The 13,442-nt window shown below is 40.9% G+C and carries 11 protein-coding genes and 1 other RNA gene; 7 read left to right on the top strand and 5 right to left on the bottom strand.

From position 1 onward, the window contains the following. Window positions 1–98 precede the first annotated feature (98 nt). Complete coding sequence (locus AB4298_RS11460) at window positions 99–2,507, bottom strand: DNA polymerase II (protein WP_371986804.1); 2,409 nt, start codon at window positions 2,505–2,507, stop codon at window positions 99–101. 100 nt (window positions 2,508–2,607) lie between these two features. Between AB4298_RS11460 and dinG the strand changes: the two genes are divergently transcribed. From dinG to AB4298_RS11430, 6 genes are all read left to right on the top strand, one after another. After that, a complete protein-coding gene (dinG, locus tag AB4298_RS11455) occupies window positions 2,608–4,680 on the top strand; it encodes an ATP-dependent DNA helicase DinG (RefSeq protein ID WP_371986803.1) in 2,073 nt (690 codons plus the stop codon). Between the two features lie 8 nt (window positions 4,681–4,688). Next, entirely contained in the window at window positions 4,689–5,462 is a 774-nt protein-coding gene (locus tag AB4298_RS11450) for a sulfite exporter TauE/SafE family protein (protein WP_371986802.1), read from the top strand. Beyond that, window positions 5,459–6,121 carry a primosomal replication protein gene (gene priC / locus AB4298_RS11445; protein ID WP_371986801.1) on the top strand — a complete coding sequence of 221 codons (663 nt, stop codon included), beginning with the start codon at window positions 5,459–5,461 and terminating at the stop codon, window positions 6,119–6,121. The genes AB4298_RS11450 and priC overlap by 4 nt, the downstream gene beginning before the upstream one ends. A 9-nt stretch (window positions 6,122–6,130) precedes the next feature. Then, window positions 6,131–6,835, top strand: a complete 705-nt coding sequence (locus tag AB4298_RS11440) for a DUF2057 domain-containing protein (protein WP_371986800.1) — start codon at window positions 6,131–6,133, stop codon at window positions 6,833–6,835. Between the two features lie 24 nt (window positions 6,836–6,859). Further along, complete coding sequence (locus tag AB4298_RS11435; RefSeq protein ID WP_371986798.1) at window positions 6,860–7,786, top strand: histone deacetylase family protein; 927 nt, start codon at window positions 6,860–6,862, stop codon at window positions 7,784–7,786. 69 nt (window positions 7,787–7,855) lie between these two features. Continuing rightward, window positions 7,856–8,128, top strand: a complete 273-nt coding sequence (locus AB4298_RS11430) for a late competence development ComFB family protein (RefSeq protein ID WP_371986797.1) — start codon at window positions 7,856–7,858, stop codon at window positions 8,126–8,128. 227 nt (window positions 8,129–8,355) lie between these two features. On the opposite strand, the gene ffs is transcribed toward AB4298_RS11430, so the two are convergent. Beyond that, window positions 8,356–8,452, bottom strand: an RNA gene (gene ffs, locus AB4298_RS11425) — signal recognition particle sRNA small type. A 174-nt stretch (window positions 8,453–8,626) separates the two neighbouring features. Next, window positions 8,627–8,932: a ComEA family DNA-binding protein gene (locus tag AB4298_RS11420; RefSeq protein ID WP_371986796.1), complete on the bottom strand. Its 306-nt coding sequence runs from the start codon at window positions 8,930–8,932 to the stop codon at window positions 8,627–8,629. Window positions 8,933–9,360: 428 nt separating this feature from the next. On the opposite strand from AB4298_RS11420, the gene AB4298_RS11415 reads away from it, so the two are divergent. Beyond that, window positions 9,361–10,710, top strand: coding sequence for an SLC13 family permease (locus AB4298_RS11415; protein WP_371986885.1), 1,350 nt, complete (start codon window positions 9,361–9,363; stop codon window positions 10,708–10,710). A 68-nt stretch (window positions 10,711–10,778) separates the two neighbouring features. On the opposite strand, the gene AB4298_RS11410 is transcribed toward AB4298_RS11415, so the two are convergent. Both AB4298_RS11410 and AB4298_RS11405 read right to left on the bottom strand, forming a co-directional pair. Next, window positions 10,779–11,960: a trans-sulfuration enzyme family protein gene (locus AB4298_RS11410; RefSeq protein ID WP_371986794.1), complete on the bottom strand. Its 1,182-nt coding sequence runs from the start codon at window positions 11,958–11,960 to the stop codon at window positions 10,779–10,781. 341 nt (window positions 11,961–12,301) lie between these two features. Next, window positions 12,302–13,402, bottom strand: coding sequence for a TIGR01620 family protein (locus tag AB4298_RS11405; RefSeq protein WP_371986793.1), 1,101 nt, complete (start codon window positions 13,400–13,402; stop codon window positions 12,302–12,304). Window positions 13,403–13,442: the final 40 nt, after the last annotated feature.

The following is a 13,442-nucleotide window of genomic DNA, read 5'->3' as shown; positions in this document are numbered from 1 at the left end:
TGCTAGATTTTGCACCTAATTAACTAGCAAACACAGAACTGACGAAGGTTTGAACCATCTGTTAACATTTATTTAGCAGGTTATTAATCCAGCACAAACTAAATTAACGACATTTGATTTGTAGTAACTTCAGTGAAACTGGTTTTCAAAATTGAAAGTATCGGCGCTGCGATAGGTTCTAACTGTTTAGTGAGATAGTAATCGTAATCAATTTGACTTAAACGTTTAGCAACAGGTTCGGCGCCATTTAAAGTCATCACATATTCGATTCTTGCGCCCCGTTTTGCATATTGCTGATCTCCCGTAGCATCGCACAATTTACGCGCAGCTTTTAAATGTGGAGCGGACTTTGCTGTGTAGTCTTCAAGGTTTCTTCTGAGTTGTTTGGTAAAGATCAGTTCATTATCAAGTAACCCACTATTCAACCCCGCTATTATCTCTTTAAGGTAAGAGGGAATATCTTGTTCACTAAATAAACGATCATATAATTCATATTGCACTCTTCTAGCTAAGGGAGACCAATCACTTCGAACTTGCTCCATACCTTTAAATATTAATTGTTTTTCCCCAGTTTGATTACGCTTAGTTCCTACATAGCGCTTTTTAGAACCCTCGACCGAGCCCCTCAAAGTTGGCATAAAAAATTGCTCAAAATGAGTTTCAAATTCAAGCTCGAGAAAACTCGTTAACTGATATTCTTTTTGTAGTTTACTTCGCCATAAGACATTGATCCTTTCGGCTAGTTCTCTGCCAGTTTTTTGTACCAATTCAGGTGAAAAATCATTACCAAGCCAAACAAAAGTTGAGTCGGTATCTCCATAAATCACTTCAAAACCTTCATTTTCAATCCAGCTTCTAGTTTGCTTCATTATTTCATGCCCACGCATTGTGATTGAGCTGGCAAGACGAGCGTCATGAAATACACAGCCTCTAGAGCCGAGGACGCCATACAAAGAGTTCATAATAATCTTAATTGCTTGGGATAAAGGCGCGTTGTGCTGCGACTTTGCTAACTCTCTTTCTTCAGAAAGCTTTTTAATCAGCATAGGTAAAATAGGCGTTTCACGACTAAATTGCGCGCCAAGAAACCCTGGCACTGCATCACTTACATTGGACGAGCCTTGTACAAGTCCCTTTGGATCAATTAGAAATGTACGAATAATTGAAGGATATAGACTCTTAAAATCTAACACTAAGATATGTTGATAAAGACCTGGTACCGAGTCCATTACATAACCGCCAGGACTTTCTATGCCATCACTTGCAGGTTTACTCGGTGCGACAAAACCAGCCCGATGAAGATGTGGTAAATATAAGTTATTAAATGCCGCTACCGATGCGCCCACTCGTCCAAGCTCTAGCCCAGTTAGCTTAGCTCGCTCAATCACAAAATCGAATAACTGGGTTTTTTCGAAAATATCCCACACCAAGCGACTATCTGTTAAGTTGTAATGCGCTAAAGCAAGTTTATCATTTAAAAATAAGTCATTGATCTCATCCATACGATTATCAACGTTATGGATAGCTTTTCCTTCATCAAGCAGTGCCTGCGCCACAAACTCTAATGAATAACGATCGAACTGATAAAATGCAGCTTTTAACCAATCAATACCATCAAGTACCACTCTACCAGGTAAAGACAAAGTTTCTGGTCGATATTTCTCCTCGACTTTCCAATCAAGCGCTTGGCCATCGCGGCCAATATTTAGCGGTATTTGATGCAACTTCGCTCTACGGTAGAGTAAGGCTAAATCAAACGTTACAACGGACCAACCAATAATAATGTCCGGATCATATTCACTAAACCAAGAGATTAAACGGTGGATCAAATCGACTTCATCGATGGCCCATTCGACGTAATTAATAGATTCACCATCAGGTGAACATGGCTGAGTATCGAGCTCTTTCCCAACCATAATAACTTTTTGATAAACAATACCGTTGGCTGATTGTCCATATAAGGCAACAGAATAAAGTTCCCCCGCAAAACTACACTCAAAATCTAAAGAAATTGCGTTAAGTTCAATTTTGCTATCAAACTGCCTTGCCCTACTAGCAACAAATACAGGTTGCGATGAATTACCATTTTGTTCAATAAAGTGCCCATAAAACTCACCATCTAAGGCTATAAAGCGTTCAATTAAAAATCGGTGCTCCGTTTTAACGTCTGATTCGAATAATTCAATATCAAGATCTTTAGCTACGCGCATTAAATGCCGTAACTGTCTGCCATCGTTGCAATACAATGCAGTTATTGGCTCATAATTAAAGCTTTTCAGGGCGATGGCGTTAGCCCTTGCACCTCTTAATCCATCGCTAGCAAGTAATAGTGACTCGTCATTACTTTTTATAAAACACACATGCTCTTGATTGAGGATTTCGACAGTCACGGGGCCTGTCGCAGTTTGCACAAAGTACTGTAAAATTAGGCTGCCTTGTCGATGAATGGCGTGGCGAGTTAATACTCTACCTTGAAGAAGTTGCAGCTCACTGGCACCTGAATTCATACTTTATACTCAATTAAATACACTAATAATCACTAAACGCTTCTTAGGCTAAGTAATCACTGTTATTATGTACAGCACTATTTATTAGCTTAGTGCATTCATGTTATCCGCAGACGTTAAAACCCAAATTCGTACAATATATAAAGGCATTTCGACCTCATTGCCTAACTTTCGCCCGCGCCGCGAGCAAAATTATATTGTCGCGGAAATATCAAAAACGCTTGCAGGCGAATATGACAAGCAACGCCGTATTATTGTGGTCGAAGCTGGCACAGGTATCGGTAAATCTTTAGCTTATATACTTGGCACTATTCCATTAGCACTCGCCTCCAAGAAAAAAGTCTGTATTGCAACTGCTACCGTCGCATTGCAAGAGCAGTTGTTGCATAAAGATTTACCTTTCTTTTTACAACAATCAGGCCTCGATTTTACTTTTGGCTTAGTCAAAGGTCGCCAACGTTATGTTTGTTTATCCAAGCTTGAAATGATGGTAGGGCCAGACAACAGTAGCCAAATGGCCATGTGGCAAACAAAACCTGATCAAAGCCAAGTTGATATGCTGGAAGGTTTACTCAAAGACTATCAAGCCGGTACTTGGAATGGTGAACGCGACACACTAACTAAGCCTCTACCCGATCATCTATGGCAACAAATTGCGTGTGACAAACACAGCTGCCACCGACAATTGGCAAGCCACCGTAACTGTCCGTTCCATAAAGCACGTGAAGATATTGATGACTGGGACGTTCTAATTGCCAACCATAGCTTGTTATTTGCCGATCTAGAGCTAGGGGGAGGCGTTATTTTACCCGATCCAGAAGAGCTTTATTATGTTATTGATGAAGCTCATCACTTACCAATAGTTGCACGAGATTTTAGTAGCGCTCAGTCCACAGTTCGTGGGGCTAACGACTGGTTAGAAAAGCTCACTAAAACCTGCGGCAAGCTACAAAATCAAATTAAGAGTAATTATATTATTGCGCCAACGCAGTCGATGCTAGATCACATAGGTGATATTGCTGGAATGCTTAATCAAGTAGCGCAATTTTGTGATGCTCAATCGGCCAAGTTTGATAACCCAGAGAATCGGTTTCGTTTTGAGCACGGAAAACTGCCACCAGCTTTAATGGTATTAGCAGAGAACCTCGGCACAGCGACAAACTTGGCATTAAAGCAATTTAACAAAATGCTGTCTTTGTTAAACGAAGCGATTAAGGATGGAGAGATCCCGAAACATCAATCAGAATCCTTACTATCTGAAACAGGCTTTATGCTGCAACGCCTAGAGAACCTGCAAAAGCTATGGAAAATGATGGCCAAAGAAGACAGTCCGAAAGGCGCACCTATGGCACGTTGGATTGAACAATTAACCGGAAAACAGCCCGATTACTTATTCAATGCATCCCCCATAGAAGTCGGCTTTATGCTTGAAAACTTGCTATGGAATAAAGCTGCTGGCGTTGTGCTTTGTAGTGCCACACTTAGAGCACTAAATAACTTTAATCACTTTACCCATCAGGTTGGCCTGTCAATTAACGATGGTAGCCGCTATTTAGCCTTAGACTCGCCGTTTGATTTTGAGCAAAACGCCACACTCTTTTTGCCAAAAATGGACTGTGAACCAACTGATGATAAATATACCGATGAATTAGCTAAACATATTGTCGCTCTGATTGAAGATGAAATGGCAAGCTTAGTACTATTTGCTTCTTATTGGCAGATGGAGAAAGTCGCAGATTTAGTTGAGAGTAAAATTAAAACCGGCTTACTCATTCAAGGCACAATGCCAAGACAAGAAATACTCAAGATACATAAAGATCGCTGCGATGAAGGCAAACCAAGTATCATTTTTGGCACAGGCAGTTTTTCAGAAGGTTTAGATTTACCTGGCGAATATCTTACTAACTTAATCATTACTAAGTTGCCTTTTGCTGTACCAACATCACCGGTAGAGCAAGCACACTCGGAATACATTAAGATTAAGGGCGGAAACCCATTTTTACAGCTGACAATCCCAGATGCATCGCGCAAATTGGTACAAAGTTGTGGTAGATTACTGCGTAAAGAGCAAGACTATGGGCGGATCTCAATATTAGATAGACGCTTGGTGACGAAACGTTATGGCAAATCTTTACTCGATGCCTTGCCGCCTTTTCGTCGTGTAATAGAATAGGACTGGCATTGGATTTACTTCTAGACCCAAGTAGTTGGGCCATACTCGCACTAGTGGGTTTTATTGCAGGATTTATTGACGCGGTCTCTGGTGGCGGTGGACTATTGTCCATCCCAGCACTGTTGACTATGGGCGTATCGCCCCATATGGCGTTAGGAACTAATAAACTCGCGGCCAGCTTCGGTTCCTCAATGGCAGCTTATACCTATTATAAGCAGCGCCTATTCTCTCCTTCTTTGTGGTACCACACATTTATTGCCACCTTTATCGGTGCTGTAATAGGTACTTTCATCGTCTATTTAATTGATAATCAATGGCTAGAAAAATGGCTACCAATAATGATTATTGCCATTGCGCTCTATACGTTATTTAAACCAAATGCCATGGGCAGCAATAATAATAAAATTCCCACGAAAGCTAAAAGCAAAGTAAAACAATGGCTGCAAGGTTTACCATTAGGCTTTTATGATGGTTTTGCAGGCCCTGGTATTGGTGCCTTTTGGACCGTATCCAGTACAGGCCTACATCAGTTACCACTGCTTTATAGTTGCGGTTTAGCCAGAGCAATGACCTTTACTAGTAACCTAACCTCATTAATTATTTTTATCATGTTAGGTAAAGTACATATACTAATAGGTCTATGTATGGGAGTTTGTATGATGGTTGGCTCCTATTTAGGAGCGCATTCAGCAATTAAATTTGGCCTGCCTTTTATTCGCCCTATCTTTATCACCGTTATACTATTAATAGCAGCACAGTTAGTGTGGAGCGCCTGGTTATGACGACCGACGAACTAGTTCGTAAACTCAGATTGCAACTCAAACAGTTAGAACAAGAAGTACTGCAACATGACTCGCGATTGCCGCCCGGTCAGCGCAAAATGATGCAAGATGTCGAGCGTTTCAATAGTGAGCTTTTCATTCAAGTAGGCGGCCAACTGCAACCTTGTATTGAGCAATTATCAAAAAACATTGCTCAATTAGAACAGTTAGTAAAAGCTAAGCGTTCGCCATACACCATCGTCTCTAGTTGCGAAAAAATCCAAGATAGATTCAGTGCATTAAGACGTGCGTTAACAACGACAGGCATTAATGTTAAGTCGATTGAGCAACAAAAGCGCAGTCGCAGAGCTTTTGCTATTAAGCGTGGAAATCAATCTCATGCAGATAGTGGCTTTAGCTGGATAGCTTCAAATGTGATGCAAAATAGTCATCAACTTTATGAAGAACTTAATAAACATTTGAACTGGGCTAAAATTATCGAACAAAAAATTGAAAATTTGCAATCTTCACTTGAAAACTGTCATAGTGCTGACAAAATCAAACTGCAGAATGAAATACTTTCGCTGCATAGTCGACTAGGAAAGTGTCGGCAAGCTACTAGCTATATTGAAGATCGCATCCAATTATTCGAGCGACCCTTTAAGAGTCAAAATCGTTAAGGAACAAACATGAAACCACGTTTAACTATCACTGCACTGCTCGCTCTTTGTGCTTCTTCAGCCGCTTTCGCCGCAGACTTCAATATCCCGATGTCATTTGAATATATTGCAGTTGATGGTAAAGAAATTAAAACAAGTTTATTTAGTCATACCTCTGAAATTGAACTTGATAAAGGCACTCATAAAATCGCTATTCGCTATAATGATCTCGTCGAAGATGACTTTAGTGATAGCGAAACCAATATAAAGTCAAATGCCTTCATCGTTACCATCAACGTTGACGGCGATTACAGCTACCAACTTTCTCCAGCTAATGGCGAATTTGTAAAAAACCCAAAGAGCTTTGCAAAATCACCGCAAGTAGTAGTTACACGTGAAGACAAAGGTGAAGTTAGCTACAAAGTCACTCAAACCAATATTACTGAAGAGTCTTTCGTATCACGTTTATTCAGTGGCAATGATGCCACTGACGTTGATGCTGAAGCTGCAGTTGCTACAGGCGCCGCTGTAGCAGTTGCTTCAACACCAACTGCACCAGTAAGTAAACCCTCACCTGCTGCAGCCGCAACGATGCCTGCAATTGCAGCTGAAACAGCACCAGTTACATCGACTGATGACGCAGCTAAAGCTGAGCAAATGCTACAGTATTGGTGGCTACATGCTGATGAGCAGACTCGTAAAGAATTTATGAGCTGGGCTATTAAACAGCTATAACTATAAGCGCGTTCATTAGTTAAAGTGATCCCTTTGATCTATCACGCCAGCTACTCCAAGCTGGCGTTACCCGCCACACATCAATTCCCAAGTACTAAATACCGCTATTTATATAACTACCTGCTGCAGCAAGGTATTGCAAAGCCATCGCAATTTATCGCCCCAGAAAAAGTCACGTCACAATATTTAAGCCAATTACACTGTGCCAATTATGTTGATAGCTTTATAACAGGCACCATCGATGCTAAAGCGTTGCGCCGCATAGGGTTTCCTTGGAGCAACGCATTAGTTGAACGAACCCTGTATTCAGTAGCAGGTACAGCCCTCACCTGTGACCAAGCGATTAAATATGGCTGCGCCCTTCATTTAAGCGGTGGTTATCATCATGCCCACCATGATTTTGGCAGTGGTTACTGTATTTTTAATGATCTCGCGCTGGCAGCACTTAATAGTTTGCAAAATGAGAATATTGAAACAGTGCTTATTTTTGATTGCGACGTACATCAAGGGGACGGCACAGCAACCATTAGTAAGAGCATGCCGCAGATTATTAGCTGCTCTATTCATTGCCAAGAGAACTTTCCAGCGCGCAAACAACATTCGGATTACGATATTGAACTCGCTCGTGGTACTGGAGATAAAGCATATCTTGAAACTGTAAGCCAAACTTTAGCCTACTTAATTCGCCTTCATAAGCCAGACCTTATCATCTACGATGCGGGTGTTGATATTCACAATGACGACCGTCTGGGTCATCTCGCGATTAGTGATGATGGGATCTACGCCCGCGACGCACTGGTTATTCAACAAGCCAAATCAGCCAAGATTCCCATTGCTTGTGTGATCGGAGGCGGCTACAGTAAAGACACACCACAACTAAACTATCGTCACAGTCAGCTTTTCATTGCCGCTAAAGCAATATGGCCAGTAACCACTAACTCGACATCTTAATTGATTCGAGCTGCTATTGCTTGCAGTCATAAAGCGATAGCTGGCCCCAGTTAATACAAGGAGCGTAAAATGCAGTTAGAAATTAGAAACTATTACGAAGTCTTATTGCTAGAACTTTTATCAGATGAAGGTTTGTTAGATGAATTACCCGCCGATTACCTAGCTGATCTTTGTTGTATCACCCTTAATCAACTACCTGTACGTTACATTCGTCATTTAGTCGATACCTATTTTTTTGAAGATTATAACGAGCTGCAACAGATGAAAGACGAGATCCAAAAAGCACTCGAAAAATCTCGAGCATTTTTGAAAGAATCTAATCATTTAAAAGAATCCCAATAAGTCGTATCGAATACTCTGCCTAAACTTAAATTCCAAGTAAGATCAGACTAGCACTTTATCTTGAAGTTATATGATGTTAATGGAATGAGGTGGTACACACGAATTGAACAAACTGGACGATTGAATTCAGAAACACGCAATAAAACTATATTGGCAATATGAAATTATAATGCTAAATCAGGAGCTATTTTTGAGGTTTTACAAATAGAGGGGGAGTTTTGGAGGCTCCCCTAGAGCCGCACTCCGGCACATGAGTCACTTGCTGCGGTTGCTCCCTTCCAGGCCTGGCCGAGTTCACAAGTTATCATTGCGGAGGGACCCTAGGGTCACCATCGATTTCTTTTAGAGGCTTGCTCTAAAGAACGGCTGCATTATCTATCATGCATCACCAGCAATCAAGTGATTATCGCCTAAGTTTGCCAAGATTGGGTCTAATCGATGATTCTATAAACAAAAGCTCTTAAAAAAGAGCTTTTGACGTAACAAAGAACATTTTATCTACAGGCTTAACCTACTTCGATTTTTCTCTATAAACTTTTCACCAATTCCTTTTACTTCTGTGAGTTGTTCAATAGAGTCAAATTTTCCATTTGCCTTACGGTACTCAACAATGGCTGCCGCCTTGGTTTCACCAATACCCTTTAAAGCGGAAAGCTCGGCAGCCGTCGCGCTATTAAGTTTAATTAATTGAGCTTTCTGCACGCTTGTATCAGCATTGACTTTTGCTGGTTTGGTGGCAGATTGAGATGGAAAAGTTGTGAAGACAGATAGCAGTAAAAAAGCCGATAAGATTACTTTATACATAATAACTCCTTTTATTTATCCTTAAATTAATGGCCGCAATCCATTTCCTTGGCCACGATTAAAAGGTAGATCATGCTCTCGAATTTCGCTAGCAGGAGCTTACCATCACATCCATCAACACACTAAAGCGATCCCGATCACACTTAGGTGATAACAACTAACTTTCAGTAACTTGGGTCCTCAATCTAATTAGTGCTTTTTTGTATAAAAAAATCGAAACAGCAGAACAAAAAACAGCCAAACCAGTCACAAAAGACAAAATTAAGTGACTTAACACCATAAAATATGCACTCAATCTTGAAAGTTTGCGACGGCAAACTGAATTTTGAACTTGCAGTAAGCTGAACTAAAGTGAGCTATCTAAAATAATAATGGACATTCCAATGTCATTTGAATCTACAAAAGTACCCGATAATGCTGATGGTAAAATGTCAAAACAGCAGAAGAACTTAATTATTCTTGCTGCCGATTTGTTGCTGTTGTTTTTAATGTACAACTTCTTACCTTTCGAAGAAGGAGTGAATACTGGTTTATCCCTTCTCGTGTTTGCTGCGATTTTATGGTTAACGGAAGCCATTCATATCAGTGTCACAGCAATCATGATCCCCATTCTAGCGGTGCTATTTGGTGTATTTGAAACTCAGTCTGCCATGAGTCACTTTGCCAACCCAATTATTTACCTATTCTTTGGTGGCTTTGTCTTGGCTGCTGCGCTCAATCATCAAGGAATTGATAGGCTTATCGCCCAAAAAGTACTGACAGTCTCTAAAGGCCGTTTATCTGTAGCCTGTTTAATGCTATTCGGGATCACGGCAGGTCTGTCTATGTGGATCAGTAACACTGCAACAACTGCAATGATGTTACCTTTAGCCCTTGGGATCTTGCATCAAATTGATATTGCAAAACATAAAAACACTTACCTTTTTGTACTACTAGGCATTGCTTATTCGGCAAATATCGGTGGTATTGGAACCTTAGTCGGTAGCCCACCAAATGCCATTGCTGCAGCCCAAGTTGGTTTATCTTTTGCTGACTGGTTAGAGTTTGGTCTTATTACTGTCGCGATTATGCTGCCGATGATGCTAATTGCGCTTTATATGTATTTTAAACCTGACCTTTCAATGATTTGCGAAGTCAAAACAGAACAGCACTCACTGACATTTTCAGGAAAAGTTACCCTACTGATCTTCATCTCGACTGTATGCAGCTGGATCTTCAGTAAACCGATTTCACAGGCCTTAGGTGGAATAGCAAAATTCGATACGATTGTTGCACTCAGTGCGGTAGTACTGTTAGCGGGCCTTGGCCTAGTTAAATGGAAAAAAATAGAAACAACAACTGATTGGGGCGTACTGATCCTTTTTGGTGGTGGCCTAACATTAAGTGCTGTTCTAAAAGCAACCGGCACCAGCGTATTCCTAGCTCATTGGATCACCGATATTTTCGGTAATACTCACATGGCTTTATTTACCTTTGTTGTGATTGCGTTTGTGGTCATGCTAACGGAATTTGCTAGTAATACAGCGAGCGCTGCATTGTTAGTCCCCGTATTTGCTGCAATTGCAGAAGCTCTAGGCCTATCCCCCGTCATGTTATCAGTACTAATTGGTATCGCGGCCTCTTGTGCCTTTATGTTACCAGTAGCAACCCCACCTAATGCGATTGTTTATGGCTCTGGCTACATCAAGCAATCTGAAATGATGCGAGCGGGGGTTATCATTAACTTTATTAGTATGATAGTACTTTACATCATCGCCCATATGTTTTGGGATATTTAGCGTTATTAACATGAGACTAAGAGCCCAGCATTAAACTGGGCTTTTTTATGACATAGCGGATCTTGAGATTAAGTTAATCTATCTAGACCCAAATTTAATGCTTGAATAATATCTTCAGCCGACTCCAAACCAACAGAGATCCGCAATAGACTATCACTGATACCTGCTTGGGTTCGCTCTTCATCGCTATAGGGGGAATGTGTCATTGACGCGGGGTGCTGAATAAGGGACTCAGCATCACCTAAACTAACCGCAATAGAAAAGAGTGATAATTGATTAATGAAGTTAATCGACTCTTCTAATGTTGCATCCAATTCAAAGGCAATGACCCCACCAGCTCTGCGCATTTGCGATCCAAGTAATTTAAACCCATTGTGGCTTTTCAAACCTGGGTAATAAACCTTAGATACCTTAGAGTGTTGCTCTAAATATTCAGCTATTTTCTGTGCATTATCGCAATGCCTTTCTAGACGTACATCGAGTGTTTTTAATCCTCGTAAAATTAGCCAGGCATCATGCGGAGAAATAACCGCTCCGACGTCCTTAAGCACTTCATACTTAATCACTTCCATTTGTTGATTGCTGGCACACACAATACCTGCAATGACATCACCGTGGCCATTTAAGTACTTAGTCGCACTGTGTATAACAATATCAATACCGTGTTTAATTGGTTGTTGGAGTAATGGCGTCATAAAAGTATTGTCGACGACGCTAATCAAACTGTATTTGTTCGCTATGGCTGCAATCATGTCGAGATCATAAACATCTAGATGCGGATTAACCGGAGTTTCACAAAAAATCACTTTGGTATTTGGTTTAATGGCATATTCAATTGCCGCGCTATCGCTAAAATTAACCAATGTTACCTCTATGCCAAATTTTGCCAACTGAGAGCTCATTAATGAAAATGTGCAGCCGTAGACAGCATTCGATGCAACTAAGTGATCACCATGACTCAGATTGGCTAATAAAGCGGCCGAGACAGCCGCCATACCTGATGCTGTAGCGGCCGCAGCTTCACTGCCCTCCAAAGCTGCCAGTTTGCGCTCTAACTCCGCAGTCGTAGGATTACCTAAACGGGTATAGATATAACCTGGTTCGGCTCCCGCAAACCTTGCTCCGCCCTGCTCTGCATTATCAAATACAAAAGTCGCGCTTTGGCACAAAGGACTTACTAAAGCCCCCGCTTCATTTCGCTCATGGCCTGCGTGGATAACTTGTGTTGCCGGTTGCCATTTCTGCTGCATATTTTTACCCGCCTTATTGCTAACTAACTTTATAATCGTTGTGAGCGCCAGTTCTGTTTAAATTAGCTTAATAAAGTCAGCCAACAAATGTTTAATAGGGAAATGAACAGCAAAGTTTGGCTTAACCTTAGATATCAAACATGAACTAGTCCGATTAAAAATCACACTAGTTGTACACAATTGACAAACAATCAATTGTAAATAAAATGTTACATTCGAGAATTTATTAAGTTAGCTATCGAAGTAAAAGCTAGGCAGTCCGGCAGCAGAAATTAAGTGCAGATAAAAAATCCCAATAACGTTAAACGCTATTGGGATACTCTTGAACTCTATTTTTATAACTAACGAGATTGTACGCTTTTATCAGCCTTCATTGTTTTAGATAATACATTCGCTGACAACGCTTTAAGATCGATAAGGAGTTCTTTATGGATCCCTGAGAGTTTAGGTTTAGACTGCTCATTAAACTCTAGAGGCCGACACAATGACATTGCTTGATACCCTAGCCTTGCAGTTAACAATCCACCACCTAAACCTTGACCGAGTCTAGCGGAAAGCTTACCCGACATTTCAACTGACAATAATTGCGTACCTAAGTCAGTGATAATCTCACTAGAACCTGCATAAATAATATTTGCAATGATACTGCGGATCAGCTTTATCCTGCTCCAATAGCCAAGCTCGACTCCGTAACAAGCAGCGATCTTATTAATCATACTTTGATTACGCCACAATATAATCGCCATATCTAATACTGCAAGTGGGCTCGCGGCTAGCAATAGTGCCGACTCTTGCGCAAAACGACGAACTATTTTTTTTGCCACTAAATCTCGTTCGATTAACACAATCGAGTCAAATAAAACCAATTTCTCAGCATCATTATGCTCAGATGTAACGCTGTCTAGATAACGACTGGTTTGCTTTGTTTGCGGTAGCTTATCGATCACTGAATCAATAAATGGATCGGCTTCGCCCATCTGCATACTTTGTACTAATCGATTACCTATGCTTTGCGTATCTTCAATCTGCTTTAACGCTTTTAGCTTACGCCACTCAGCAAAGGTGACTTTACCCGCCCACAGAGTGACCAAGCCAGTCACCCCCGCATAAAGCGAAAATAGCCATGTACTTTGATTAAAAGCCGCTTGCAGACTCATCACCATTTCAACAAAAACAACCACCGCGATACCTAACAAGCATAACTTGACGAGTAAACTCTTTTTTCTGTTACCATTCTTGTTTGTATGATCTTGCTCTAACGAGTCAAACCCAGGTAACTGCTCGTCAACAAGCTCCTCTAATTCAGTATCAGAAAAGTTATCTTTTTCTACAAACTCGACCTCATCGTCAAAACGATTGGCAGCCGTAATCTTTAGCTCAACTTGAGATTCACTCTCTTCGAATCTTTGCTGCTTTTTAATGGCTCTATCACCTGCTGACATAAATACTCACTTAATTACACTGTCGCGACACGCTGGATAA

The sequence above is a fragment of the Shewanella sp. 10N.261.52.F9 genome (genome assembly GCF_041471165.1).
Taxonomy (GTDB): domain Bacteria; phylum Pseudomonadota; class Gammaproteobacteria; order Enterobacterales; family Shewanellaceae; genus Shewanella; species Shewanella marinintestina.
This window is presented reverse-complemented; position numbering and strand designations above follow the sequence as displayed.